This is a genomic window from Isoptericola sp. NPDC019571, assembly GCF_044389385.1.
Lineage (GTDB): Bacteria > Actinomycetota > Actinomycetes > Actinomycetales > Cellulomonadaceae > Isoptericola > Isoptericola nanjingensis.
Genome location: NZ_JBIRXZ010000001.1, coordinates 620,127 through 644,643 on the forward strand (window position 1 = coordinate 620,127; position 24,517 = coordinate 644,643).

General features: G+C 74.4%; 19 protein-coding genes. 10 read left to right on the forward strand and 9 right to left on the reverse strand.

Going from position 1 to position 24,517, the window contains the following annotated elements:
- Positions 1-12: 12 nt before the first annotated feature.
- The 3 genes from ACH443_RS02845 to ACH443_RS02855 form a co-directional block, all read right to left on the reverse strand.
- A complete protein-coding gene (locus tag ACH443_RS02845) occupies positions 13-1,635 on the reverse strand; it encodes a PQQ-binding-like beta-propeller repeat protein (protein WP_430557944.1) in 1,623 nt (540 codons plus the stop codon).
- A 175-nt stretch (positions 1,636-1,810) separates the two neighbouring features.
- Positions 1,811-2,788 (reverse strand): 1,4-dihydroxy-2-naphthoyl-CoA synthase, encoded by a 978-nt coding sequence (locus tag ACH443_RS02850; RefSeq protein WP_429764948.1) that lies wholly within the window; start codon positions 2,786-2,788, stop codon positions 1,811-1,813.
- A 4-nt stretch (positions 2,789-2,792) separates the two neighbouring features.
- The gene (locus tag ACH443_RS02855) at positions 2,793-3,743 is read right to left on the reverse strand and encodes a DMT family transporter (RefSeq protein ID WP_430589415.1); all 951 of its coding nucleotides are present in this window, start codon (positions 3,741-3,743) and stop codon (positions 2,793-2,795) included.
- Positions 3,744-3,913: 170 nt separating this feature from the next.
- Between ACH443_RS02855 and ACH443_RS02860 the strand changes: the two genes are divergently transcribed.
- Positions 3,914-5,314, forward strand: a complete 1,401-nt coding sequence (locus ACH443_RS02860; RefSeq protein WP_430589416.1) for a PLP-dependent aminotransferase family protein — start codon at positions 3,914-3,916, stop codon at positions 5,312-5,314.
- Between the two features lie 74 nt (positions 5,315-5,388).
- Here the strand turns inward: ACH443_RS02860 and ACH443_RS02865 are convergent, their stop codons facing one another.
- Complete coding sequence (locus tag ACH443_RS02865) at positions 5,389-7,110, reverse strand: BCCT family transporter (RefSeq protein WP_430589457.1); 1,722 nt, start codon at positions 7,108-7,110, stop codon at positions 5,389-5,391.
- A 350-nt stretch (positions 7,111-7,460) separates the two neighbouring features.
- Between ACH443_RS02865 and ACH443_RS02870 the strand changes: the two genes are divergently transcribed.
- The 4 genes from ACH443_RS02870 to ACH443_RS02885 all read left to right on the forward strand — a co-directional run bounded on the left by ACH443_RS02870 (position 7,461) and on the right by ACH443_RS02885 (position 12,459).
- Positions 7,461-7,628, forward strand: coding sequence for a hypothetical protein (locus ACH443_RS02870; RefSeq protein ID WP_429764943.1), 168 nt, complete (start codon positions 7,461-7,463; stop codon positions 7,626-7,628).
- 92 nt (positions 7,629-7,720) lie between these two features.
- A complete protein-coding gene (locus tag ACH443_RS02875; RefSeq protein ID WP_430589417.1) occupies positions 7,721-8,737 on the forward strand; it encodes an o-succinylbenzoate synthase in 1,017 nt (338 codons plus the stop codon).
- On the forward strand, positions 8,734-10,569 hold the full coding sequence (gene menD, locus ACH443_RS02880) for a 2-succinyl-5-enolpyruvyl-6-hydroxy-3-cyclohexene-1-carboxylic-acid synthase (RefSeq protein ID WP_430589418.1): 1,836 nt from the start codon (positions 8,734-8,736) through the stop codon (positions 10,567-10,569). Before ACH443_RS02875 ends, menD begins: the two co-directional genes overlap by 4 nt.
- Positions 10,570-10,665: 96 nt before the next feature.
- Positions 10,666-12,459 (forward strand): S1C family serine protease, encoded by a 1,794-nt coding sequence (locus tag ACH443_RS02885; RefSeq protein ID WP_430589419.1) that lies wholly within the window; start codon positions 10,666-10,668, stop codon positions 12,457-12,459.
- A 202-nt stretch (positions 12,460-12,661) separates the two neighbouring features.
- Here ACH443_RS02885 and ACH443_RS02890 read toward each other — a convergent pair whose 3' ends face one another.
- Positions 12,662-13,261 carry a TetR/AcrR family transcriptional regulator gene (locus ACH443_RS02890; RefSeq protein WP_429764936.1) on the reverse strand — a complete coding sequence of 200 codons (600 nt, stop codon included), beginning with the start codon at positions 13,259-13,261 and terminating at the stop codon, positions 12,662-12,664.
- Positions 13,262-13,416: 155 nt separating this feature from the next.
- Between ACH443_RS02890 and ACH443_RS02895 the strand changes: the two genes are divergently transcribed.
- Positions 13,417-14,007 carry a DUF6230 family protein gene (locus ACH443_RS02895; protein WP_429764934.1) on the forward strand — a complete coding sequence of 197 codons (591 nt, stop codon included), beginning with the start codon at positions 13,417-13,419 and terminating at the stop codon, positions 14,005-14,007.
- Positions 14,008-14,035: 28 nt separating this feature from the next.
- Positions 14,036-15,625, forward strand: coding sequence for a DUF6114 domain-containing protein (locus ACH443_RS02900; protein WP_430589420.1), 1,590 nt, complete (start codon positions 14,036-14,038; stop codon positions 15,623-15,625).
- A gap of 118 nt (positions 15,626-15,743) precedes the next feature.
- On the opposite strand, the gene ACH443_RS02905 is transcribed toward ACH443_RS02900, so the two are convergent.
- The 3 genes from ACH443_RS02905 to ACH443_RS02915 form a co-directional block, all read right to left on the reverse strand.
- Positions 15,744-17,156: an isochorismate synthase MenF gene (locus ACH443_RS02905; protein WP_430589421.1), complete on the reverse strand. Its 1,413-nt coding sequence runs from the start codon at positions 17,154-17,156 to the stop codon at positions 15,744-15,746.
- A 78-nt stretch (positions 17,157-17,234) separates the two neighbouring features.
- Entirely contained in the window at positions 17,235-18,698 is a 1,464-nt protein-coding gene (locus tag ACH443_RS02910; RefSeq protein WP_430589422.1) for a nucleobase:cation symporter-2 family protein, read from the reverse strand.
- Positions 18,699-18,825: 127 nt separating this feature from the next.
- On the reverse strand, positions 18,826-20,181 hold the full coding sequence (locus ACH443_RS02915; protein WP_429764926.1) for an 8-oxoguanine deaminase: 1,356 nt from the start codon (positions 20,179-20,181) through the stop codon (positions 18,826-18,828).
- 196 nt (positions 20,182-20,377) lie between these two features.
- Between ACH443_RS02915 and ACH443_RS02920 the strand changes: the two genes are divergently transcribed.
- Entirely contained in the window at positions 20,378-21,073 is a 696-nt protein-coding gene (locus tag ACH443_RS02920; RefSeq protein ID WP_430589423.1) for a demethylmenaquinone methyltransferase, read from the forward strand.
- A gap of 124 nt (positions 21,074-21,197) precedes the next feature.
- A complete protein-coding gene (locus ACH443_RS02925) occupies positions 21,198-22,520 on the forward strand; it encodes an MFS transporter (protein WP_430589424.1) in 1,323 nt (440 codons plus the stop codon).
- A 95-nt stretch (positions 22,521-22,615) separates the two neighbouring features.
- On the opposite strand, the gene ACH443_RS02930 is transcribed toward ACH443_RS02925, so the two are convergent.
- On the reverse strand, positions 22,616-22,840 hold the full coding sequence (locus tag ACH443_RS02930) for a YtxH domain-containing protein (protein WP_430589425.1): 225 nt from the start codon (positions 22,838-22,840) through the stop codon (positions 22,616-22,618).
- Between the two features lie 316 nt (positions 22,841-23,156).
- On the opposite strand from ACH443_RS02930, the gene ACH443_RS02935 reads away from it, so the two are divergent.
- Positions 23,157-24,470: a geranylgeranyl reductase family protein gene (locus ACH443_RS02935; RefSeq protein WP_430589426.1), complete on the forward strand. Its 1,314-nt coding sequence runs from the start codon at positions 23,157-23,159 to the stop codon at positions 24,468-24,470.
- The last annotated feature ends 47 nt before the right edge of the window (positions 24,471-24,517 follow it).

Genomic DNA, 24,517 nt, shown 5'->3' on the forward strand with positions numbered 1-24,517 from the left:
TACCGGCGGCCGTCAGCCCAGGCCGTGGACGACGCCGTCGAAGGCCACCACGTGGCCGTCGACCGCCATCAGCCACTCGAGGAACCCGGCCTGCTTCCGCCGCTCCCACGCCGTCGTGCCGTCCCGCAGGTCGAGGGCGACCAGCCTGTGGTGCTCGCCGTCGCCACCGATGCCGACCAGCAGGCGGGTGCCGTCGGTGACCGCCCCCGCGACCCAGTCGCCCGAGCCGTAGCCCGAGACCTGCAGCAGGTCGTCACGCGCCCAGACCTCGTCGCCGGTCCGCGCGTCGAGACCGACGAACCCGTCGGCGTCCTGCACGACGACGACGCCCGAGACCCGCGCGAGCACGCCGCCCAGGTCGTCGACCGTCGCGACCCACCGCTCCGCACCGTCCGGGGCGAACGACGCGAGGCGCAGCGCCGACGGGCCCTCGCCCACCCCCGTCAGCGCGAGGTAGGAGGAGCCGGGGGCGTCGTCCACCGTCGGCGGGACCGACCACCCCGGCACCGTGGCCACGACCGTGCCGTCGCCGTCGAGCACGGTGCTCTCGTCCTGGCCCGGGACGACGTGCCGCCCGCCGGGGAGCGGCATCGCCCACTGGCCGTCGGCCCCGGCGTCGAGCACGGTGCCGTCGGGGGTGAGGCGGACCGCGCCGCCGCACACGGAGAGCACCGTCATCGACGGGGACGCGTCGACCTGGGGTTCCGTCATGAGCTCGGCGGCGGTGCCCTCGTCCTGCACCATGCCGCACTCCCCGAGGTCCTCCGGCCGGAGCCGGACGGTCGCCTCGCCCCGCACCTCGCCGGTGAGCGCGTCCTCCACGCGCAGCGTCGGGTCCGTCCAGCCGTCGGCGCGGAGCTCGCGCAGGGTGTCCGCGCCGGGCAGGTCGTCCGCCGGCCAGGGCGCGGTGGCGTCCGTGATGCCGTCGACCACCGCGACCGCCCCGGCGGCGGCGGGCACCACCACGGGGGCGCCGTCCGGCCCCCCGTCGCCGAACGTGTCGATCCTGGCGGGGCCGATCGACCGCTCGCCCACGACCGTGCCGGCGGCGTCGAGCACCGTGACGGTGCGGTCGTCCGGGTCGCCGCTGACGCAGACGACGACGGCGGCGGGCGGGACCGGGTCGGTCTGGTAGCCCCGCTGCGGGCCGCACGTCGGGAAGGTGCCGACGTCGTGCCGCCACGTCTCGCGGCCGGTGCCGGCGTCGAGCGCCGACACGGCCGTACCCTCCGTCGTGAGCACGAGGCCGCCGCGCAGCGTCGCCAGGCTGCCGTTGCCGTTCGTGAGCTGCCACGTCTCGGTCAGCGGCTCGGACAGGTCGCCGACGGCCCCGGGCAGGGCCTGCACGGCCTCCGCGCGCAGCCGCTCCGCGCGGGCGTCCAGCAGGCCGGGGGCGGCCACCGCGGTGGCGGCGGCGAGCACGACGACGGCGGTGCCGGCCGCGACGACGACGCGGCCGCGACGGGACAGGGCGCGCCAGCGGGTGACGGCGCGGTCGCGCAGGGCAGCCAGCCGTCGTCGGGCGGCGCCGGGCTCCGGGTCGTCCGGGGCGTCGTCGGGCCAGTCCTCGCGCTCGTCGTCCGGCACGAGCTCGAAGGTGGTCATCGGCTCGGCGCGACGGAACCTCGGCGGCATGACGGGAGGCTACCCGCGGGGCGGCGGCCCGGACGTGGTCACCGCCGCCGCACCCGGGTGAGAAATCGCCGGGGGAGCTCGCCGGTCAGCGGTCGAGGCGGCGCCGGCGATCGACCGCGAACCTGGCCGCCCCGGCGTCGTCCGTGCGCGCCACCCGGGGTCAGAAGGCGTCGGGTCAGAAGGCGTACGGGAAGCGCGACCAGTCGGGGTCGCGCTTCTCGAGGAAGGCGTCGCGGCCCTCGACGGCCTCGTCGGTGAGGTAGGCGAGGCGCGTGGCCTCCCCGGCGAAGACCTGCTGGCCCATGAGTCCGTCGTCGGCGAGGTTGAACGCGAACTTCAGCATCCGGACCGCCTGGGGGGACTTGCCCGCGATGGTGCGCGCGTACTCGATCGCCAGGCCCTCGAGGTCGTCGTGCTCGGCCACCTCGTTGACGCCGCCCCAGCGCTCGGCGTCGTCCGCCGAGTACTCGCGGGCGAGGAAGAAGATCTCCCGGGCGCGCTTCTGCCCCACCTGGCGCGCGAGGTAGGCGGAGCCGTAGCCGCCGTCGAACGAGCCGACGTCCGCGTCGGTCTGCTTGAACCGTCCGTGCTGGCGGCAGGCGATCGACAGGTCCGCCACGACGTGCAGCGAGTGCCCGCCTCCCGCGGCCCAGCCGTCCACGACGGCGACGACGACCTTCGGCATCGTGCGGATGAGTCGCTGCACCTCGAGGATGTGCAGGCGCCCGGCGCGGGCGGGGTCGACGGCGTCCGCGCCGTGCTCCTCGCCGCCGCCGTCGTCGGCGGTCGTGTACTGGTATCCGGAGCGGCCGCGGATGCGCTGGTCGCCGCCGGAGCAGAACGCCCAGCCGCCGTCCTTCGGGGACGGGCCGTTGCCGGTGAGCAGCACGGTGCCGACGTCGGAGGTCATGCGGGCGTGGTCGAGCACGCGGTACAGCTCGTCGACGGTGTGCGGGCGGAACGCGTTGCGCACCTCGGGGCGGTCGAACGCGACGCGCACCACGGGCAGGTCGCGCACGACGGCGCCGTCGGCGTCGCGCGCCACGCCGCGGTGGTAGGTGAGGTCGGTGAGGCCCTCGAACCCGGCGACCTCGCGCCATCGCGCGGGGTCGAACGTGTGGGAGACGGTGCGGGGGAGAGGTGCGCTGCTCACGCCGTCACCCTAGTTCGTCGGCGCGGCTCGTCGGCGCGGCTCGTCGGCGCGACGACGACAGCCCCAGCACGAGACCCGCCGCGACGACGAGCGCTCCCGCGACGCCGTGCGCCGTCGGAGCCTCGACACCGAGCGCGAGGGAGGCCGCGAGGGCCGCGACGGGCATCAGCCCCGCGAAGAGCCCGGCGCGGGCGGGGCCGACCCGGGCGAGGCCGGTGTACCAGAGCAGGAAGGCGACCGCGGTGACGACGACGGACAGGTAGGCCAGGGCCGCGAGCTCGCCGCCGTCGGGCACGACGAGCAGCGGCCCGGGCGCGAGCAGGCCGAGCAGCAGGAGCTGCGGGACCGCCGCGACGCAGGCGTACGCCGAGACGCGCAGCGGTCCCAGCGTCGGCAGCAGCGGCACGGCGAGCAGCGAGAACGCCGCCTCGCACGCGAGCGCCCCGACCGCGAGAGCCAGCCCGAGCGGGTCGGCCGACCCGAGGCCCTCGACGAGCGCCACCCCCGCTGTCACGACGACCGCCGCCGCGAGGGTCCGTGGGGCGAGCCGCCGTTCGCGGACGGCCTGCGTCGCGGCCAGGACGACGGGCGTGGCACCCACCACCGCACCCACCAGCGAGGGCTCGGCGTGCCGGGTGGCGAGGACGACGAACGCGCTGAACCCGGTGAGCCCGGTGGCGGCGAGCGCGACGAGGCGGGCGGCCTGGCGCGGGCGGGGCAGCACGAGCGCGACCCGTCGCCACCGCATCACGGCGAGCAGGCACAGGGCGGCGACGCCGTAGCGGACTGCCTGCCCGCCCGCCAGGGGGTAGTCGGAGAGCGCCGCGGAGGCGGTGAACGACGCGCCGACGAGTGCCATCGCGGCGGCGCAGCGGGCGTACGCGCCGGCGAGGTCGCCCGTCCCCGGCGACGTGACGGCGGTGGCGGCGCCCGCGGCGCCCGTCGAGGTGGTCATGGCGTCGACGGTACGAGCGCGCTGGACCGGCGGGCAGGGCCAGTTCGCTGCTGGTTCACTGGTCCAGATGGCACAGGTGTCCAGGTGGCGCAGGTGTCCAGATGGCACAGGTGGCCGGATGACGACGGTGGCCGGATGCGGACGTGCGGCCGGACGAGGAGCGTGACGTGATGAGGCGGCTGCAGCCGGAGGACCTGCTCCTCGTGCTCGGCGCGCGTCCGCCGACCGACGTGGGTGCCTGGTTGCGCGACGGCCTGCGGGACGCCGTCGCGACGGGGCGGCTCGAGCCCGGCGCGACGCTGCCGTCGTCGCGCACCGCGGCGGCGGGGCTGGGCGTCGCGCGCGGCACGGTCGCGGCGGCGGTGGACGAGCTCGTCGGGGAGGGGGTGCTCGAGAGCCGGCCCCGCTCGAGCGTCGTCGTCGCCGACCTCGACCGGCGTCCCCGCGGCGCGGCCGCCGGGCCGGCAGGCCCCGGCCCGGGGGCGGAGCGCCCGGCCAGCGTCGGGGCGCCCGACCCGGTGCTCTTCCCCCGCGCGGCCTGGGCGCGCGCCGTGCGCGACGCGATGCGCGAGCTGCCCGACGCGGAGCTGGGCTACCCGGACCCGCAGGGCCTGCTCGGGCTGCGCCAGGCGCTCGCCGCGCACCTGCGGACCGCGCGCGCCGCCCCGGTCGAGGCCGAGGACGTGGTGGTCGTGAGCGGCGTCGCGCAGGGGCTGGCGCTGCTCGGCGAGGTGCTCGCGGGAGGAGGCAGCGGCCGACGGGTGGTCGTCGAGGACCCCGCGTCGCCCGGCGTCGTCGCACAGCTGCGCGACTCGGGCCTGGAGGTCGTCCCCGTGCCCGTCGACGACCGCGGGCTCCGGACCGACGCCCTGCCCGACGCCGCGGCGGCCGTCGTGACGCCCGCACACCAGTTCCCGCTCGGAGTCGTCCTGGCGCCCGACCGGCGTCGCGAGCTCGTCGCCTGGGCGCAGGACGGCGGCCGCCTGCTGCTGGAGGACGACTACGACGCCGAGCTCCGGTACGACCGGCAACCCGTCGGCGCCCTGCGCGGCCTGGACCCGGAGCGCGTCGCGCTGCTCGGCTCGGTGTCCAAGCTGCTGTCCCCGGCGCTGCGGCTGGGCTGGGTCGTCGCGCCCGCCGGGGTGCGGGAGGCGCTCGTCGACGCGAAGCGCCGCGCCGACCTCGGCTGCTCGGTGCCTGAGCAGGCCGCGTTCGCGCGGCTGATCGCCGACGGCGCGTACGCGCGGCACCTGCGCCGGGCCAGGCTGACGTACAAGCGCCGCCGGGGGCTGCTGCTCGACGCGCTCGCGCGCGACGCCCCGCACCTCCCCGTCGAGGGCGTCGCCGCAGGCCTGCACCTCGTCGTGCGGCTGCCCGACGGCGACGGCGAGGCGCGGGCGGTGTCCGCGCTGCGCGGCGCCGGCGTGCCGGCGGAGCCGCTGTCCGGCACGTCGGCGCACCCCGGGGCCCGGGGTGTCGTCGTCGGCGCCGCGCGGGTGCAGGGCACCGCCGTGCCGCGGGTCGTCCAGATCCTGCGTTCGGCCGCCGACGGTGCCGAGGCTCGCGCGTAGCTGCCCACGGAGCCCGCCGGGACGGGTGCGGGGCCCGGTGTCGGCGCGCCCCGCAGGTTCCGGCGCCGCCCGCGTCAGTGCTGCGGCTCCTCGGGTTCGCCGTCGACCCCGTCGGTGGGCTCCGCGCGGGCCATCACGTCGCCAGGAAGATCGACCTCGTCGGGCACCTCGACGCCCTCGGGCGTGATCGGCCGGTCGGAGGGCTCGACCGCGATCGCGAACTCGTCCCCGTGCTCGGTGACGCCGGCGATGACCGCCTGCTTGACGGCCTCCCGGGCGTACTTCTGCCGGACGATCATCGGGTCCTGGTTGAGGTCCCGGGTCAGCGAGACCATCAGCAGCACCATCACGACCACGAACGGCAGGGCGACCAGGATGGTGAGGTTCTGGAGGCCGGTGAGCGCGTCGTTCCCGCCCACGAGCAGCATCACCGCGGCGACCGCACCTGTCGCGACACCCCAGAAGACGACGTTGGGACGGCTCGGTTCGGCGCTGCCCCGCTGCGACAGCGTGCCCATGACGATGGAGGCGGCGTCCGCGCCGGAGACGAAGAAGATCGCGACCAGGATCATCACGACCACGGTGGTGAGCGACTGCCACGGGTACTCGCCGAGCATCCCGAACAGCTGCGCCTCCGTCTCCCCGGCGCCGGCGATGTCGGTGCCGCCCTTCTGGAGGAAGAGGCTCGCGCCCCCGAAGACGCAGAACCACACGATGGTGACCAGGCTCGGCACCAGGAGGACGCCGCCGACGAACTGGCGGATCGTCCGGCCGCGGGAGATCCGGGCGATGAACATGCCGACGAAGGGCGTCCAGGAGATCCACCAGGCCCAGTAGAAGACGGTCCACTGCGCGAGCCAGTCGCTGGTGGAGACACCGCCGGGGGTGGAGGAGCTGTCGGCGCCGGTCCGGGCCGCCATCATCGCCAGGTCCTGGAAGTAGGTGCCGATCGAGTTCGGGATGAGGTTCAGGATGAACACCGTCGGCCCGACCACGAAGACAAACACCGCCAGCGCCAGGGCCAGCACCATGTTGATGTTCGACAGCCACTGGATGCCGCGGGCGACGCCCGAGACCGCCGAGAGCACGAAGCAGACCGTGAGCACCGCGATGATCGCGACCAGGACGCCGTTGCCCACGTCGCCGGCCCAGCCGACGACCTGCAGGCCGCTCTTGATCTGCAGCGCACCCAACCCGAGCGAGGCGGCCGAGCCGAACAGCGTCGCGAAGATCGCGAGCATGTCGATGACCTTCCCGGCCGGGCCGTGCGCGTGCCTGCCCAGCAGCGGCTCGAACACCGAGGAGATCAGCTGCTTGCGGCCCTTGCGGTAGGCGCTGTAGGCGATCGCCAGCCCGACCACGGCGTAGATCGCCCAGGGGTGCAGCGTCCAGTGGAACATCGTGGTGGACATCGCGTGCTGGACGGCCTCGGGGTCGCCGGCGTCGACGGTGCCCGGCGGCGGGTCCACGTAGTGGGCGAGCGGCTCGGCGACGCCCCAGAAGATCAGCCCGATGCCCATCCCGGCGGAGAACATCATCGCCACCCAGGACACCGTGCGGAACTCGGGTGCCTCGCCGTCGACGCCGAGCGGGATGGCGCCGAACCTGCTGATCGCCAACCACAGGCTGTACACGACGAACAGGCTGGCGGTCAGCACGAAGAGCCAGCCCATGTTCGTGGTCACCCAGCCCAGGGCCGAGCTGGAGGCGCTGGCCAGTCCGTCGGTGTCGACGAAACCCCAGACGAGGAAGGCGACGGCCACGGCGGCGGTGACCCCGAAGACGATCCAGTCCATCGGGCTGCGCCGATGCTCGTCGATCCCGATCGGGTAGTCCAGTGCGGGGTGCGGCACGACCTCGGCGGTGGGCGACCTGAGCGCGCGCCCGACCCTGTCCGCCGCGTCGTGCGCGTGCCGCCTCGCGCCGCGCTGTTCGACCTTGCCCGATTGCTCGTTCACTGCACAACCCCGTCCGTGACTTCGACGCCAGCTCCGTGTGCCCAGGTGGGACGGCGTCCGACCGTCTCGCACCTGGCCTCGTCGTGCAACCGCTGCGTGGCCACCGCGCGGGGACAGGGGCGCGGCCCGTCGCGGCACGCCCGGCGTTCCTCCCGACCGCGCGCCGAGAGCGGGCGCACCCTGGAGGCATGAGCGTGCGGGAACCGGACGACGACGTGGTGGACCCGGAGGACGTCGCGCACGAGATCTTCGTGTACGACGCCGAGACGGTCCGCCGCGACGCCGAGCGCATCGGTGGCCGTCCCGCTCCGAGCCCGTTGTCGTACGTGCCGGAGCTGACGGACTTCACCGACTGACCGCCGGGCGACCTCCGGGGCGAGGGCCACCCGGCGTCCTGGCGTGCCCGCGTCCTGCGACCGGCTCCCGTGCCGGCCAGTAACCTGAACGGGTGCAGCTGCTGCGTGAGATCGTGTACCGCACCCCGCTGACCACCCGGTTTCGCGGCCTCGACGTGCGCGACGGCGTGCTGCTGCGGGGCGACGCCGGCTGGGGCGAGCTGTCCCCGTTCTGGGACTACGACGACGCGGAGTCCGCGACCTGGCTGCGCGCCGCGCGCGAGGCCGCCGACGTCGGCTTCCCCGCCCCGGTCCGCGACCGCGTGCCGGTGAACGTCACCGTGCCGGCGGTCGGACCTGAGCGGGCGCGGGAGATCGTGCTCGCGTCCGGTGGCTGCCGGACCGCCAAGGTCAAGGTCGCGCAGCGCGACCCGTCGATCGCCGGACGCCCCGGCGCGCTCGAGCCGCTGGAGGCGGAGGAGGCCCGGGTCGCCGCCGTCCGCGCCGCGCTCGACGAGCTGCACGGCCCGGGCGTCGCCGCCGTCCGCGTGGACGCGAACGGCGGCTGGACCACCGACGAGGCGCTCGCGCGCATCCCCGTGCTCGACGCCGCCGCGGGCGGCCTGGAGTACGTCGAGCAGCCGTGCGCCACCGTCCCCGAGCTGGCCGCCGTCCGGCGCGGGCAGCGCTCGCCCGTCCCGGTCGCCGCGGACGAGTCGATCCGCCGCGCCGCGGACCCGCTGCGGGTGGTGCGCGAGGACGCCGCGGACGTCGTCGTGCTCAAGGTGCAGCCGCTGGGCGGCGTGCGCGCCTGCCTCGACCTCGCCGAGCGGGTGGGGCTGCCGGTCGTCGTGTCGTCGGCCCTCGAGTCGTCGGTCGGGCTCGCCGCGGGCGTGGCGCTCGCGGCCGCGCTGCCGGAGCTGCCCTACGCGTGCGGCCTCGCGACCTCGCAGCTCCTCGTCCACGACGTCGTCGCCGACCCGCTCCTGCCCGTCGACGGCGCGCTGCCCGTGCGCCGCCCCGCGCCCGACCCCGCCGCCCTCGCCGTGGCGCAGCCGGACCCGGGCACGCGCGACCGCTGGCTGGCCAGGTACGCCCGCCTGTCGGCCCTGCTCGAGGAGGCCGCGTGAGCGCCGCCCTGCCGCCGTCGATCGTCGCGGCGCGGGCGATCGTGGCCGACCTCGCGCTCCAGGGCGTGCGGGACGTCGTGCTGGCTCCGGGCTCCCGGTCGGCACCGCTCGCGTACGCGCTCGCCGAGGCCGCGGACGCCGGCCTGCTCACGCTGCACGTGCGCGTCGACGAGCGGACCGCCTGCTTCCTCGCGCTGGGCCTCGCGCGCGGCAGCGAGCCCCTGCTCCGGCACGCGGGCGGCGAGCCGGTCCAGGTGCCGCGCCCCGTCGCCGTCGTCACGACCTCCGGCACCGCCGTGGCCAACCTCCATCCCGCGGTCCTCGAGGCCCACCACTCCGGCGTGCCCCTCGTGGTGCTCGCCGCCGACCGCCCGCACGAGCTGCGCGGCACCGGGGCCTCGCAGACGACCGACCAGGTGGGGATCTTCGGGACCGCCGTGCGGTACGCCGTGGACCTCCCCGCCCCCGACGGGCGCGACGGCGAGGTGCGCGACCTGCTCGGCGCGCTCGGCCGGGCGCTCGCGGCGGCGCAGGGGCTGCGCGACCGGCACCCCGGCCCCGTGCACGTCAACGTTGCGTTCCGCGACCCGCTGCACCCACCGGTGCCGCTCGCCCCGCTCCCGCCCGCGGAGACCTGGCCCGCCGGCTTCCGCCGCACGACCGTCGCCCCGCCCGCCCCGGGCCCCGGCGGGGACCCGGCCCTGCAGGGCGACCCGGCTCGCACGCTCGTCGTCGCCGGCGACGGCGCCGGGCCGGTCGCGCGCGCCGTCGCCGATGCGCAGGGCTGGCCGCTGCTCGCCGAGCCGTCGTCGGGCGCGTGCGGCGGGCCGAACGCGGTGGCGGCCTACCGCTCGGTGCTGGGCGTCGAGGAGCTGACCCGCGACGTCGAGCAGGTGGTCGTCTTCGGACGCCCGACGCTGTCCCGCCCCGTGCAACGGCTGCTGGGGCGGCCCGACGTCGTCGTCACGGTCGTCGCGCCCGACGGCGGGCCGTGGCCGGACGCCGCCCGCAACGCGGAGCTGGTCGTCCCTGCGCTCGCCGACCGGTGGTCGTCGCCGACGACGCCCGTCGGGGCCGGCTCCGAGGGCGACGGCGGGTTCCTCGACCGGTGGCGCGCCGCCGGACGCGCGGCCGCCGCCGTCGTGGACGCCGCGACCGCGGACGCCGCCGTCGCCGAGGGGCTGCTGACGGCACCCCACGCCGCTCTCGCCGTCGCGCGCGCCGTGGCGTCCGTGCTCGGGCCCGACGACCTGCTCGTCGTCGGGTCGTCCAACCCCGTGCGGGACCTCGACCTCGTGCTCGGGCTGGACCACCCCCAGGCCGGCGAGCTGCCCGACGTGCTCGCCAACCGCGGGCTGGCCGGCATCGACGGCACCGTGTCGACCGCGGCGGGCGTCGCGCACGCCGCCGCCCGCCAGGGCCGCCGCACCCGCGCGCTGGTCGGCGACCTCACCTTCCTGCACGACGCCGGCGGCCTGCTGCGCGGGCCGCACGAGCCGCCCGTCGACCTCGAGGTCGTCGTGGTGAACGATGACGGCGGGTCCATCTTCGCCACCCTCGAGCACGGCGAGCTCGCGACGTCGTCCGCGCGGGGCACCGCCACCTTCGAGCGCGTCTTCGGCACCCCGCACGGAGCGAACCTGGCCCAGCTGTGCGCCGGGTACGGCGTGGACCATCAGCTCGTGCTCGACGTCGGCTCGCTGCGGCACGCCCTGCAGGCGCCGAGGCGGGGCGTGCAGGTGATCGAGGTGCACGTCTCGCGCGCCGACCGGCTGTCCGAGACGCGGGACCTCGCGGCGCGCGTCGCCGACGCCGTGCGGGAGACGCTCTGACCTGCGCCGTCACGATTCGCAGGAAGTTCTCAGGTTGAGCCAAGCACCACGCCAGGATGGGGTGGTCTCCTAGGGGCACACATCGAGGAGGGCACCATGAGCACCGACACCCCGGGCGCACCGCAGCCGTCGGGCGCCGACGAGCCGAACCGGAGCGAGAACCCCGCTGAGCGGCCGACCGAGCGGCCGGCCGAGCAGCCGGGCGCCGCGGACCGCACCGCGTCGCAGCCGGCCACGCAGGACACCCAGCACCTCACCGTGCAGCCGACCCAGCAGCTCCCCACCCAGGGGGCGCCCCAGCAGGGGCCCCCGCAGCCGCCCGCTCCGCAGCAGGCGTCGCAGCAGCAGTACGGCGCGCAGCAGCCGCGGTACGGGCAGATGGCCGGGTCGCCGTACTACGCGCAGCAGCAGTCCCAGCACCCGCAGGGCGCGCCGCAGCAGTACCAGCAGCAGCAGCAGCACCAGCAGCAGGGCCAGCACCCGCAGGGCCAGCCGTACGGCCAGGGCCCGGGCGACCCCTACGGCCTGAACCAGACGTCCCCGCAGCAGGGACCCGGGGGAGGGACCGCCACGAAGCGCGAGCGGTCCGTCTGGGTCCCGGTAGCCAGCGCGGCGGTCATCGCGGCCGTCCTCGCGAGCCTCGGCACCGCGGCGGCGACCGGCGCGTTCGACGCCGGCAACCCGTCGTCGCTGGCGAACGTCGGCGCGAGCTCGCAGGCCACCGACGAGGCCCCGGTCAAGAACTCGACGTCGAACAACCCGAACTGGGAGGCCGTCACGACGGCCGTCGCCCCGTCGGTGGTCGCCATCCAGGTGCAGAGCCAGGCCGGCGGCGCCGAGGGCTCCGGCGTGATCTACGACGACCAGGGCCACATCGTCACCAACAACCACGTCGTCTCGGGCGCGCAGAACGACACCGTGCAGGTCACGTTGTCCGACGGCCGCCTGTACGAGGCGACCATCGTGGGCACCGACCCGACCACCGACCTGGCCGTCGTCAAGCTGAAGAACCCGCCGGACGACCTGAAGCCCGCGTCCTTCGGCTCGTCCGACGACGTCACGGTGGGCGACGCCGTGCTGGCCGTCGGGAACCCGCTCGGCCTGGCGAACACGGCCACCACCGGAATCGTGTCGGCCGTGGACCGCCCGGTCTCGGCGTCGGGGGAGGACGGCAGCACGCAGGTCGTCACCAACGCGATCCAGATCGACGCCGCGATCAACCCCGGCAACTCCGGCGGCCCCCTGTTCAACGCGCAGGGCCAGGTCATCGGAATCACGTCGTCGATCGCCACGATGTCGAGCGGCATGAGCGGCGAGCAGTCCGGCTCGATCGGGCTCGGGTTCGCCATCCCGGTGAACCTCGCGTCGAACATCGCCGACCAGCTCATCAAGGACGGCTCGGCGGAACACGCGTTCCTCGGCGTGACCATGCAGGACGCGACGGCCACGGCCGACGGCGTCACGCGCCGCGGCGCCAAGGTGGTCGAGGTGTCGTCCGGGTCTCCCGCCGCGGACGCCGGCCTCCAGGCCGGCGACGTGATCGTCGCGATCGACGACGACTCCGTGAACGGCGCCGAGTCGCTCACGGCGTACGTCCGGGAGAAGGCGGCCAACCAGAAGGTCACGCTGACCTACGTCCGCGACGGCAAGACGCAGACCGTCGACGTGACCCTCGCCGTCCGCGACGAGTCCGCCACGACCGGCCAGGGCGACCAGGGCCAGAACGGCCAGGACGACCAGCAGGGTCAGGACCCGAACGGCCAGGACGGCCAGGGTGACCAGAACGGTCAGGACCAGGAGCAGGGCCAGGGCGGCTCCGACTCGACGGACCCGGGGAACCTGCCCGGCTGGCTCGAGGACCTGCTCCAGGGCGGCAGCGGCAACAACTGAGCCGCGACCGAGCCGCGGCCGGCCGGCACGCGCATCCGGCCGGCCGCATCAGCAGCCCCGCGGGCCCGCGACGACTCCCCCCTCCCCGTCGCGGTCCGCGGGGCTTTGTCGTCCGCGGACCACTCGGGGGGTGGTGAGCGGTATCTGGCCGTGTTCCGCGACCGGAACAGGGCCAGATGCCCGCTCACGGCGTCCGCCACCGTCAGCCGGCCGAGGGGTGCAGGGCGGCGAGGACGCCGAGCGCGCTGCGCTCGAGGAAGTCGGCGAGGTCGGACGGCGAGATCTCGGGGTCGGTCGCGGCCTCGACGAGCGCCTGCTCGGCGAACGAGATCCACGAGTGCAGCGCGACCTCGAGCAGGGGGGTGGGGGCGACGCCGATCTCCTGGAAGGCGTCGCGCAGGTGCCCGGCCAGCACGTCGCGCGCGTGCTGGATGGTGGCGCGCACGTGCTCGTCGCCGGACGCCGCGCCGCGCACGAGCGAGTAGAACGTCGCGTCGTGGTCGTGCACGAACTCGACGAACCGGTCGAGGGTGTCGCGGAGGCGCTCGCGCGGCGGCAGCTCGGGCCGCGGCTGCGTGGCGTGCAGCATCGCGTCGCGCGCGGTCCGGACGATGGCGGAGTGCAGGCCCTGCCGGTTGCCGAAGTAGTAGTGGACGAGCCCGGGGGAGACCCCGGCCTGGGCGGCCAGGTCCTCGACGGTGACGGCCTCCAGGGGACGGTCGGCCAGCGCCGCCACGCCGAGCGCGACGAGCTGCTGCCGGCGTTCGTCGGGGCTCATCCGGGTGCGTCGCGCGGCTGCCATGCCCCGAGCATATGGCCGTCTCGCGAGGTGACGGCGCCGCCCGGAGGGTGAAGCGCCGCGGGCAACCATTGCTATTGACGCCGCCTCAGTAAGGGGCGTACCGTCGCCACTCGTCGGCGACACAGGGGTCGCCATGTCGTCTTGGTGGAGGGGAAATGAAGCTCAGCGCACTGACGCGCACGCGTCGAGGCCGTGCGATGCTCGCGGCGGTCCCGACGGTGGCGGTGATCGGCGTCCTCATGGGCGGCGTCGCCCAGGGCGCCGTCCCGGTGTCGATGGCGATCTCGGGCCAGCAGTTCAAGATCGCGGCCGACAAGCTCGACGGGACCGGATTCTCGCAGTACGCCGGCGAGTCCAAGGACGCCGACGGCAAGTCGCGTCCGGTGGCGATCGCCAACATCAAGGACGCGACGCTGCACAACCTGTGCCAGTCGGTGAAGGTCCCCGGCATGCCGCTGGGCCTGCTCATCTCCGCGGGGACCGACCCCAAGAACCCGGTCAAGGCGACCGACCTGCAGATCGGCATGAGCGACCTGCGCGGCACCGCGCAGTTCAACCAGATCCGGATCGGCGTCGACGCCTCCACCGTGAACACGAAGGCGCACGGCAGCAAGGGCGACTTCGCCATGGACTCGGACGCGATCACCATCGACGACCTCAAGCAGGTCTCGACGAGCACGTCGGCCGCGGTCTTCACGCTCACCGACCTGCACCTCAAGATCTCCGACGGCACCGAGTGCTTCTGAGCGGCCCCGGCGACCAGGGAGATCACGCGTGAGCGACGACGAGAACACCTCGATCCCCGAGGCGTCCACGGGGTCGACCGCTGAGCCGTCCGTGGCGTCGACCCCGGAGGTGCCGGCCACCCGCCGCCAGCGGTTCGCCGCCTGGCGGCGGGGCCGGCCCTTCTGGGGCGGCACGCTGGTGGCCCTGTCGGGTGTGGTGCTGTGGTTCTCCGGCCGGCTGCAGATCGACAACTTCGAGATCCAGCTCGGCATCGAGGGCATGCAGTCCACGCTGCTGCCCGTGGCGCTGGTGCTCCTCGGCGTCCTGGTGACGACCCAGCCGCAGTTCCGGGTGTTCTACGGGGTCATCACCCTGGCGATCTCGGTCTACTCCCTGCTGGGCGTGAACCTGGGCGGCTTCGGCGTCGGCATGGTCCTCGGCGTCGTGGGCGGCATCCTCGCGGTGTCGTGGATGCCGCGACCCGCCGCCGAGGACGCCGAGGCGGGGACGGCGACGGACGGCGCGACGGACGGCGGGACGGACGAGGCGCCCGCGGCGTCGTCCGACCCTGCCGCGACCGCGGTGCCCGCGGACCCGCGCGAGGTGCAGGAGGTCGGCCTCGCCGAGATCCTGCCGTTCGACGAGGAGCCCGCCCGCGGCGGGCGGCACGTGGCCGTCGCCGCCGCGGTCGTCGTGCTCGCGCTGGGGAGCACGGGGGCGACGACGGTCGAGGCGGCCGCCGCGCCCGCGTCGCAGGTGCGCTCGGCGTCGGACTGCTGGGACCCGCTGGGCTGGCTCGAGTGGGCCTGCGGCAGCGACGACGAGGCCGAGCCGACGCCCAGCCCCTCGCCGTCCGCGTCGGAGGACGCCGGAGGCTCCGGCGAGGCGACCGACGACGGCGGCACCGCGGCGACGGACGACGGCGCGTCCGCCGGCGACGGGACGGCCGGCGGCGAGGCCGCCGACCCGACCGACGCAGAGGGAGGCGCCCCGAAGGACGCCGATGCGAAGGACGCCGACGGCAAGGACGCCGACAAGGGCGGCAAGGCCGACGAGGACACCCCGGCCGAGGAGCAGGCGCAGGACGACGTCGAGAAGGAGTTCAAGCTCGAGCTCGGCCCCTGCGCGCGGATCACGTTCGGCGGCGACTACGACATCAACGTCTCGCTGCCGGGGGACTGCGGCACGCGCGAGGACGCCAACGTGTTCTCCGTCGACGGCGAGCTGGAGACGCGGGACCTGCAGCTCCCGCTCACCGGCATCAACGGCATCGACGTGGTCAACGTGCCGGTGACGAACGGCGGTCCCCGCCGTGACGCGCTGCGGATCGACGTGGACTACGTCAAGGTGCCCGGGTTCTGGCTCAAGACCTACGCCGACAACGACGGCAAGGTCGGCGGCACCGTCACCGACGCGGACTACGTGTCGATGGAGGGCGACGCGCAGATGTACATCTCGTCCATCCACGCGGACCTGCCCGACGGCGACGACTGGGCCGAGCTGGGGGAGAAGATCGCGGCGGGAGCGTCGCCGGTCGAGATGCTGCTCGGTCTGACGGACGCGCGGATCGGCCTCATGGGGGCCACCTCGGACAGGCAGGTCTGGTCCGGCTTCCGCGAGCAGGTCTGGGAGGGCTGACCGCGAGATAGAGAACCCCTTTCGCCGAGATAGAGAGGCTCGGACAAGGCCGCAGCACTTGCGGCCTCGTCCGAGCCTCTCTGTCTCGGCGAAAGGGGTTCTCTATCTCGCGGAATGTTCAGTCCGCGCCGAGCGCCCAGCGCATGGGCACGAGCTTCGCCTCGGACTCGGCGAGCTCGGCCTCCGGGTCGGAGGCGGCGACGATGCCGCAGCCGGCGAACAGCCGGACGTGCCGCGGGTCCGCGGCCGAGAGCTCGGCGGACCGCAGCGCGATGCCCCACTCCCCGTCGCCGTCGGCCCCGACCCACCCGACCGGACCGGCGTAGCGGGACCGGTCCATCCCCTCGATCTCGCGGATGAGGTCGCGGGCGACGTTCGTCGGCGTGCCGCAGACGGCGGCCGAGGGGTGCAGCGCGGCGGCCAGCGTGAGCGACGACGGCGCCCGCCCGGTGGCGTCGTGGCCCCGGTCGAGGACGCCGGTCACGTCGGACGCGAGGTGCATGACGTTCGGCAGGTGCAGGACGAACGGGGCGTCGGGGACGTTCATCGACGAGCAGAACGGCTCGAGCGCGGCCGCGACGGAGCGCACGGCGTACTCGTGCTCCTCGAGGTCCTTGGAGGACCGGGCGAGCTGCGCCGCGTGCAGCAGCGCGTCGTCGTCGGACATCCCGGCCTCGCGGCGGATCGTGCCCGCGAGCACGCGGGACGTGACGAGCCCCTTCTCGCTGCGCACCAGGAGCTCGGGGGTGGCGCCGACCATGCCGGAGACGGAGAACGTCCAGCAGGCCTCGTAGCGGTCGGCGAGGCGGCGCAGCAGCCAGCGGGGGTCGAGGGGGTGCTCGGTGGTGGCGAGCACGTCGCGTGCCAGCACCACCTTCTCGAGGGCGCCCGACTGGATGCGGGCCACGCCCTCGCGCACGACGGCGGGCCAGTCGGTGGCGCCGACGGCGCCGTCGGCGAAGCGGACGCGGCCGGGGGCGACGACCTCCGTGCGCGGCTCGCGGCGCAGCGCGGCGATGCCGGGGGCGGCGTCGAGGCTCGCGCCGGGGGTGATGGTGGTCATCCAGGTGACGCCGGCCCGGCGGCCGACGAGGACACGCGGCACGACGAGCGACCCGTCCGGCCGCGGGTGGCCCGCGTCGTCGCCGTCCTGGTCGTCGAGCTGACCCGCGTCGTCGAAGGCGAACGTGCCGAACGCGACGGGTCCCGTGCCGGGCAGGCGCACGTCGTCGCGCACCACGGCCCGCTGGAGGGTGGCCTGCCAGGCGGCCTCGGCGTCGGCGAACCGGCCGGGCCCGAAGGTGTCGAAGCGGAGGGCCTCGCCCCAGCCGACGATGCCGTCACCGCGCCGCACCCAGCTCAGCGGGCGCGTGTCCGGCAGGAGGTCGACGAGGGCGGTGAGGCCGCCGGGAAGGTCGTCGATCCGGGAGGTGCGGACCAGGAGCGCGAGGGGCTCGGTCGCGGGATCGGGGCTGGTGCCGGTGGTCGTGCCCGGGAGGGGGCGCGGCGCCGGCAGGGGCGTGGCGGACATCGGCTCCAGGGTACGCCCGACGGTCCGCCACGCCCCGCTCACGGTGCGTGGGTCAGCCTCGTGTGCTGCCGGACGACCTCACCTCGAGGTCGCCTCGCCCTTCCGGCGGTTGGACCGGTTGAGCACGCCGTCGTCGGCGAGGTCCTCGAGCTGCTCGTCGTCGACGGCCTTGCTCGCGGTGCCCTTGACGAAGACGGACGGGTTCTCGGGCGTCCCGGCCTTGATGTGGTTGAACAGGATGTTCAGCAGGATCGCCATGAGCGCCGCCGAGCTGATCCCCGAGTGGAAGATGGTGCCGAACCACGTGGGGAACTGGTCGTAGAAGTCGGGCTTCGCGATCGGGATCATGCCGAACGAGATGGACGCCGCCACGATGATGAGGTTCATCGAGTTCTTGTAGTCGACCTTGGCGAGCGTGCGGATGCCCGACGCCGCCACGGAGCCGAACAGCACCACGCCGGCGCCGCCGAGCACGGGCGTCGGGACGGCGGCCACGACGCGGCCCAGCACGGGCAGCAGGCCCAGGACCACGAGGATGCCGCCGCCGGCGGTGACCACGAAGCGGGACTTCACCCCGGTGATCGCGACCAGGCCCACGTTCTGGGCGAACGCCGACTGCGTGAACGAGCCGAAGACCGGCGAGACGACGGACGACGCCATGTCGGCGCGCAAGCCGTTGGCGATGCGCTTGCGGTCCACCTTAGTGCCGACGATCTCGCCGACGGCGATGATGTCCGCCGTCGTCTCCGTGAGCGTCACCAGGATGACGATGAGCATCGAGACGATCGCGGCGACCTCGAACGTCGGGGCGCCGAAGCTGAACGGCATCGGGAACGCGACCACCGGGCCCTCACCGACGCCGGCGAAGTCCGCCATGCCGAGGGCGAGGGCGATCAGCGTGCCGGCCACGATCGCGATGAGGATCGACAGTCGCGACACGACGCCCGAGCCCACCTTGGACAGCAGGACGACGATGGCGAAGGTGAGGAACGCCAGCCCGATGTTGCTCGTGGAGCCGTAGTCGGGCGCCTCGGCGTTGCCGCCCATCGCCCAGTTCGCCGCCACCGGCATGAGGGTCAGTCCGATCGTCGTGATGACGACGCCGGTGACCACGGGCGGGAAGAACCGGATGATCTGGGCGAAGAACGGCGTGATGAGGAACCCGATCGCCGAGGCGACGAGCACCGCGCCGAGGACGGCGGGGATCCCGCCGCCGCCCCCGACGATCGCGACCATGGTCGAGACGCCGGCGAACGACACGCCCTGCACCAGCGGCAGCTGGGAGCCGAAGAACCTGATCCCGACCGTCTGCAGGATCGTCGCGAGACCGCCCATGAAGAGCGAGGCGGCGATGAGTGTGCCGATCTCCGCCGAGGTGAGGCCGGCGGCACCACCCACGATGAGCGGCGGGGCGATGATGCCGCCGTACATCGTGAGGACGTGCTGGAAGCCGTACCCGATGGTGGCGCCGAGCGGCAGACGCTCGTCCTCGGGGCGGGCGGGGCTGGTCGCCGCCGCCCGGGGGGATGCGGACCGTGACATAGCGGACCTCCTCGTTCGCTATCGATGGTCATTTCTTCCGGCCTACGGAAGAAGCCTTCCACTATTCGACCGGCAAGGGTGATCTGTGTCAACCCCTCCCGGGGGTGGATCTGCGGCTGCCGCGAGCTCAGCCCGCCACGAGCCGGCGTGCCGCCTCGCGGTGCTCGGCCAGAAGCGCGGGCAGGTCGAGCCCGACCACCGCGCCGTCGACGACGCGCCACTCGCCGCCGACCATCACCCGGTCGGCGCGGTCCGCGCCGCACAGCAGCAGGGCGGCGACCGGGTCGTGCGAGCCCGAGAAGCGGGGCTCGTCCAGCCGCCACAGCGCGAGGTCGGCCTGCTTGCCGACGGCCAGCACCCCCAGGTCGTCGCGGCCCAGCACGCGAGCCGAGCCGCGCGTCGCCCACCCGAGGGCGCGCGCCACCGGCACCGAGGCGCCGTACTTGAGCCGCTGCAGGTACAGGGCCTGGCGGGCCTCGGGCATCATCGTCGACGCGTCGTTCGACGCCGAGCCGTCCACGCCGAGGCCCACCGGCGCGCCGGCGTCCTCCAGCTCCAGCACGCGCGCGATGCCCGACGCGAGCCGCATGTTCGACGTCGGGCAGTGCGCCACGCCCGTGCCCGCCGCGCCGAGGCGGGCGATCTCGGCGTCGTCGAAGTGGATGCCGTGGCCCAGCCAGGCCCGGTCGGTGAGCCAGCCGACCGACTCGAGGTAGTCCACGGTGCGCATGCCGAACCGCTCGCGCAGGAAGTCCTCCTCGTCGATCGTCTCGGCCAGGTGGGTGTGCAGGCGCACGTCGTGCCGCTCGGCCAGCTCGGCGGTGTCGCGCATGTTCTGGGTCGTGACGGAGAAGGGGGAGCACGGCGCCAGCGCGATCTGGATCCGGGCCCCGGCGCCGCGCTCGTGGTACGTGGAGATCAGCCGCTCGGAGTCGGCCAGGATCGTGTCCGGGTCCTGCACCACCGACTGCGGCGGCAGGCCGCCGTCGTCCGTGCCGAGCGTCATCGAGCCCCTCGTCAGCGTGGCGCGCATGCCGAGCTCGCGGACCGCCGCGACCTGGAGGTCGATCGCGTCGTCCAGGCCCGCCGGGAACACGTAGTGGTGGTCGGCGGCCGTGGTGCAGCCCGACAGCAGCAGCTCGGTCAGCGCGACCTTCGTCGCGAGCTCGTGGGCGCGCGGCGTGAGGCGCGCCCACACCGGGTAGAGCGTGGTCAGCCAGGGGAAGAGCTCGGCGTCGGCGACCGGCCCCCAGGCGCGCGTGAGGGTCTGGTAGAAGTGGTGGTGCGTGTTGATCAGACCGGGTGTGATCACGTGCTCGGACGCGTCGAACGTGATGTCGACCGGGGTCGACGGGCTCGCCCCCGCCGCGACCAGCTCGGTGATCACGCCGTCCGTGACGACGACGCCGCCACGGGCGTCGGGCGCCCCGGGTGCGTCGTCGGCGGTGAAGACGGCCAGCGGGTTCTTGATCCAGGTGCTCATCGGTGCCTCCATGGCGGCGGCACCGGGGAGCGGCGCCGCGTCGCGCCGGCTCAGTGGTCCTGTCTGCCGATCCAGGGAGCGACGGCACCGCGCCGTCCTCTGTCGGCGACGCTAGGCGACCGGCGCGCGCACCGTCAACGGTGCGGCCTCGGTGCGGGCCTCGGTGCGTGCGGCCGTGCGTGGGAGCATGACGTCCATGTCCCGCGCCAGCCTGGAGAAGAAGCCCGCCGAGGTCGCGTCGATGTTCGACGGGATCGCGAAGCGGTACGACCTCGTCAACGACCTCGTCTCCCTGGGGCAGGACCGGCGCTGGCGGCGCGCGGTGGTGGACGCCGTCGCGGCCGTGCCCGGCGAGCGGGTGCTCGACCTCGCGGCCGGCACCGGGACGTCGAGCGAGCCGTTCGCCGCGGACGGCGCGCTGGTGGTCCCGTCCGACTTCAGCCTCGGCATGCTCGCGGTGGGCAAGGAGCGTCGCCCCGACCTGTCCTTCGTCGCCGGCGACGCGACCCGGCTGCCGTTCGCGGACGCCGCGTTCGACGCCGTGACGATCAGCTTCGGCCTGCGCAACGTGGTCGACACCGACGCCGCCCTGCGCGAGATGCTGCGCGTCGTGCGGCCGGGCGGTCGCGTGGTGATCTGCGAGTTCTCGACGCCGACGTGGGCGCCGTTCCGCACGGTGTACATGGAGTACCTGATGCGCGCGCTGCCGGTGGTGGCGGGCGCCGTGACGCGCGACCGCGGGTCGTACGACTACCTCGCCGAGTCCATCCGGGGCTGGCCCGACCAGGCCGCCCTCGGCCGGCTTCTCCTCGACGCCGGCTGGGACCGCGTGTCGTACCGCAACCTCACCGGCGGCATCGTGGCGCTGCACCGGGCCGTGCGCCCGGCCTGACCGCCGTCGGGCGGTCCCCACCTCGGGCTTTGACGCCCTCGCGGGCCCCGGCGTATCGTCGATCCGATCCTGAAACGATTCAAAGACGATCGGCACGACGACGTACGCAGGGAAGGCACGGTCGATGACGACACCACACGGCGCGACGGCGGGCGGCGGCACCCGCCTGCACGGCTACCGGGCGACGGTCGCGGTCGCGATGTCCAACTACATCGAGGCGGGCTCGATCATCGCGCTCGCCACCAGCCTCACGCTCTGGCAGGAGCACTTCGGGCTGAGCAACCTCGCCGTCGGGCTCGCCGCGGCCCTGAGCGCCAACGCGTTCGGCGCGGCGGTGGGCGCCATGATCGGCGGCCCCCTCGGCGACCGGTACGGGCGCAAGTTCATCTACACCTACGACCTGCTGCTCTACATGCTCGGCACGGCCTTCATCGTGTTCGCCGGCGCCCCGTGGATGCTGTTCGTCGGCATCGTGCTCACGGGCGTCGCCGTCGGCGCGGGCGTGCCCGTCGCGTGGACGTACATCGCGGAGGAGGCTCCCGACGACCAGCGCGCCAGGCACGTCGGCACCGCCCAGCTCGCGTGGTCGCTCGGCCCGTTCGTCGGCTTCGTGCTCGCGACGGCGCTGGTCCCCCTCGGCCTGCTGGGCAGCCGCATCATCTTCGCGCACCTGTTCGTCATCGCGTTCGTCACCTGGTGGGTGCGGCGCGGGCTGGCGGAGTCGGACGTCTGGAAGGAGTCCAACGCCAAGCAGGTCGCGCTCGGTCGCAAGCGCCGCGGCTTCCGCGAGCTGATCTCGCACCCGCAGAACGTCAAGGCGCTGCTGTTCCTCGTCGGCGTCTACGCCCTGTGGAACACGGTGGCCGGGCAGGCCGGCATCTTCATGCCGCGCGTCTACCAGACGGCCGGCGTCGAGAGCGCCGTCGCGCAGAACCTGCTGCAGGTGCTGGTGTGGGGCCTGACGTCGGCGGCCACGTTCTGGGGCTTCATGAAGTACGGCGACCGGGTGAGCCGCCGCCTGCTCTACGGCATCGGCGCGGTGATGGCCGTCGCGGCGTGGATGATCCTCGCCTTCGTGCCGCACGTCTCGATGCCGCTGCTCATCGCGTACGCCGTCCTGTGGGGCGTGTCCGCCGGCATCGGCGCCCAGGCGTTCTACGCGCTGTGGACCGCCGAGCTCTTCGCGACGGCGTACCGCGCGTCGGCGCAGGGCGTGCTGTTCTTCGTCGCCCGCATCGCGGTCGGCCTGCTGAGCTACCTGTTCCCGACGATGCTCGCCGAGCAGGGCGTGCCCTTCGTGGGCGGGATCATGGTCGCGCTGCTCGTCGCCTCGCTGGTGATCGGCGTCGTCTGGACGCCCGACACCGCGGGCAAGAGCCTCAAGGAGATCGAGAAGGAGCGCTACGGCGCGGACCTCGACGACGCGGAGGTCTCGGCGGCCCGCTGACACTGACCGTCGGTCGTCGTCCGTTCGGCAGGGGGTGGATCAGCTCGGCAACGTCACGTGCCGACCTGATCCACCCCCTGCCGAACAGATCGTGGTCAGCTGGGTGAGTTGCCGGCCGTGCGGTCCATGAGGGTGCTGCCCTGCTCCTTGGCGAACTCGGTCACGCTGCTCGTGACGTCCGAGACCTTGGCCTGGACGCGCGGGTCGTTCCAGGTCTCCGTCGCCCAGTCCTTGGCCTTGTCGAGCTGCTGCCGGCCCTTCTCGGTGCCGAGCAGGTAGCCGAGTGCCGCGCCGACGACGAATGCCGGTCCTGCCTTCATGTGTCACGCCTCCCTGATGGTCGTGCTGCCGGGTCGTGCTGCCGGGTCGTCCGGCGGTCGTTGTCGTGGGTCGTGCGCACGACCGTAGGCACGACCGCCGTCGTACGCACCCCGCGACATGCCGACGGCGGCACCCTGCGGGACCTGCGGGGACGCGCCGTCCCGCGGCCCGGCGGCGCGTCGTCGGGCGAAGGAAGGGTTGCCTTCCTACACAGCGCCGCCAGAACGTGACTAGAGTGCTCGCAAGAGTTGTGATGGGGTTCACAAATCGACTCCGGCACCGTCGCCGGGGCGCTCGAGGGAGCGAGGTGAGCACGTGCGGTCAGGTCGCGTCGACGACGCCGACGTCATCGTCGTGGGCGCCGGCCCGGCCGGTTCGTCCACGGCCCACTGGTGCGCCGCCGCGGGCCTCGACGTGCTCCTGCTCGACAAGGCCTCCTTCCCTCGCGACAAGGTGTGCGGCGACGGGCTGACGCCCCGCGCCGTCGGCGAGCTGGCCCGCATGGGGCTCGGCACCCGCGAGGACGACGGGTGGATCCGCAACGAGGGCCTGCGCGTGGTCGCCGGCGCCCGGTCGTGGGAGCTGCCCTGGCCCGACGTCGACTCGTACCCGGGCTACGGCATGGCCCGCGCCCGGACGTCGCTCGACCACCGGCTCGCGCAGCACGCGCAGGCGAGCGGCGCCAAGCTGCTCGAACGGACCAAGGTGACCGGACCGGTCCTCGACGAGCGCGACGGCCGCGTCCTGGGCGTGCGGGCGCAGGCCCTCGACGTCCGGGGGCGCGCCGACGGCGCCGAGACCACCTACCGGGCGCCCGTCGTCGTCGCCGCCGACGGCGTCTCCTCACGCCTCGCGACGGGGCTCGGTGTCGCCCGCCGCGACGACCGCCCGCTCGGCACGGCGGTGCGCACGTACTTCCGCACCGAGGGCACCTCCCGGCACGAGGACGCGTGGATGGAGTCGCACCTCGAGCTGTGGGACGGCGCGCCCGGCGCCTCGAACCTGCTGCCCGGCTACGGCTGGATCTTCGCGCTCGGCGACGGCACGGCCAACGTCGGCCTGGGGTCCGTGAGCTCCACCCCCGCGCGGCAGTCCGCGAACGGTCACGACTACAAGGGCATGATGCGGGCCTGGATGCGCAACGCCCCCGCCGAGTGGGGGTTCACCCCCGAGAACCAGGTGGGGCCGGTCCGCGGGGCCGCGCTGCCGATGGGCTTCAACCGCACCCCGCTGTACCGCGACGGCGCGGTGCTGGTGGGCGACGCGGCCGGGATGGTCAGCCCGTTCAACGGCGAGGGCATCGCCTACGCCCTGCAGGCGGGCCGGGTCGCCGCCGACGCGATCGCGCAGGCGCGCACCCGAGCCACGGACGACGCGCGCGAGCGGACGCTCGCGTCGTACGCCGACCGGATGCGGGCCGACCTGGGCGGCTACTACACGCTGGGCCGCTGGTTCGTGCGGCTCATCGAGCACCCGCAGATCATGCGGATCTGCGTGAAGCACGGGCTGCCGCGGCCGGTGGTCATGCGGTTCGTGCTCAAGCTGCTGTCCGACTGCTACGAGCCGCGCGGCGGTGACTGGGTGGACCGGGTCATCGCGGGGCTCACGAGGGTGGTCCCGTCGGCATGAGCGCGGCACGACGATCGGGCGAGGCCAGCAGAGCATGAGCGCACACG

Coding starts and splice junctions, on each gene's coding strand:
- ACH443_RS02845 (WP_430557944.1), bottom strand. CDS start 1,635: ATGCCGCCGAGGTTCCGTCGCGCCGAGCCGATGACCACCTTCGAGCTC.
- ACH443_RS02855 (WP_430589415.1), bottom strand. CDS start 3,743: ATGACCACCTCGACGGGCGCCGCGGGCGCCGCCACCGCCGTCACGTCG.
- ACH443_RS02860 (WP_430589416.1), top strand. CDS start 3,914: ATGAGGCGGCTGCAGCCGGAGGACCTGCTCCTCGTGCTCGGCGCGCGT.
- ACH443_RS02865 (WP_430589457.1), bottom strand. CDS start 7,110: ATGGACTGGATCGTCTTCGGGGTCACCGCCGCCGTGGCCGTCGCCTTC.
- ACH443_RS02870 (WP_429764943.1), top strand. CDS start 7,461: ATGAGCGTGCGGGAACCGGACGACGACGTGGTGGACCCGGAGGACGTC.
- ACH443_RS02885 (WP_430589419.1), top strand. CDS start 10,666: ATGAGCACCGACACCCCGGGCGCACCGCAGCCGTCGGGCGCCGACGAG.
- ACH443_RS02890 (WP_429764936.1), bottom strand. CDS start 13,261: ATGGCAGCCGCGCGACGCACCCGGATGAGCCCCGACGAACGCCGGCAG.
- ACH443_RS02895 (WP_429764934.1), top strand. CDS start 13,417: ATGAAGCTCAGCGCACTGACGCGCACGCGTCGAGGCCGTGCGATGCTC.
- ACH443_RS02905 (WP_430589421.1), bottom strand. CDS start 17,156: ATGTCCGCCACGCCCCTGCCGGCGCCGCGCCCCCTCCCGGGCACGACC.
- ACH443_RS02910 (WP_430589422.1), bottom strand. CDS start 18,698: ATGTCACGGTCCGCATCCCCCCGGGCGGCGGCGACCAGCCCCGCCCGC.
- ACH443_RS02915 (WP_429764926.1), bottom strand. CDS start 20,181: ATGAGCACCTGGATCAAGAACCCGCTGGCCGTCTTCACCGCCGACGAC.
- ACH443_RS02920 (WP_430589423.1), top strand. CDS start 20,378: ATGTCCCGCGCCAGCCTGGAGAAGAAGCCCGCCGAGGTCGCGTCGATG.
- ACH443_RS02925 (WP_430589424.1), top strand. CDS start 21,198: ATGACGACACCACACGGCGCGACGGCGGGCGGCGGCACCCGCCTGCAC.
- ACH443_RS02930 (WP_430589425.1), bottom strand. CDS start 22,840: ATGAAGGCAGGACCGGCATTCGTCGTCGGCGCGGCACTCGGCTACCTG.